Below are 1,177 nucleotides of genomic sequence, written 5' to 3'. Positions count from 1 at the left end.
TTTAATGGCAGCTTCACTTCAAATGCCTTGTGGATCAAACTGGCCAGTCTCGTGGCTTTCAGGCTATGRCCTCCCAGCTCAAAGAAGTTATCTTTAACRCCRATCTGCGTTCTGCCAAGCACCTGCTCCCAGATGGAGATCAGCTGCGCTTCTGTTGTATTACGGGCAGGTATATACGTAGTACCGGTGGGTAGCCCAAAGTCTTCCGGAGCGGGCAGCTGCCGACGGTCTACTTTACCGTTGGCATTCAGTGGTAAGCTGTCCAGTTGCACGAAGTAAGCAGGGATCATATAAGCAGGCAGGCTGCCAGCCAGCCACTGACGCAGATCGGWAAGCCCGATCGCTTTTTTGCTGACGATATAACCTACCAGGYTTTTTGTACCCGTCTGGTCTTCCCTCGCAATAACGATCGCCGCATCCATATCAGGATGRCTTTGCAGCACGCTGGAWATTTCTCCCAGCTCTATRCGRTAACCGCGGATCTTCACCTGGTCATCCTGACGACCCAGGTATTCAAYATTGCCATCGGGCAGCCAGCGACCGATATCACCGGTGCGGTAAATGCGGCGACCAGCCGTAAAAGGATGCGGYACAAACTTCTCTSCCGTCAGCTCCGGTTTATTCAGGTARCCACGGGCCAGCCCGTCGCCACCAATGCAGATCTCTCCGGCCACGCCTACCGGCTGCACCGCGTTGTCTGCACCCAGCACATAGAGTTGTGTGTTCCAGATAGGGCGACCTATCGGAATGCGCTGATCACCCGTACGCGTGGCGTAATAGCTAACGTCTACAGACGCCTCCGTAGGCCCGTACAGGTTATGTACCGGAGCGGCCATACGGGCATACCAGTTACGCACCGTTTCGGCAGACAATGCCTCCCCGCTGGTCACTACCAGCCGAAGACTATCTAAAGCAACACTAATATCTTCGTCTTCAAATAAAGCAGTAATAAAGGCATTGAACATACCGGGCACAAAATGCAGGCAGGTAATGCCGTGATGTTGTATCAAGGCACGCAAACGCTCCGGTGCTCCGATATCATCTTTGTGGCAGAGCACCATACGGGCGCCCMAGCACCGGGCGCCCCAGCACAGTGGCAGAAACAGTTCCCATACCGATACATCAAAAGTGAAAGTGGTCTTCTGTAAAATGATGTCTGCAGACGTAAAATTGTAAT

At 53.2% G+C, this 1,177-nt stretch carries 1 protein-coding gene; it reads right to left on the bottom strand.

Annotated features, from left to right (window positions below):
• Window positions 1-1,177 (bottom strand): non-ribosomal peptide synthetase (locus AC1DFM_RS34605; protein ID WP_477081353.1); only part of this gene is annotated, 1,177 nt, incomplete at both ends.

This window comes from Chitinophaga sp. 05T412, from assembly GCF_056396465.1.
The sequence above is the reverse complement of the archived record's forward strand: the minus strand, read 5'-3'. Positions and strand labels throughout refer to the sequence as shown.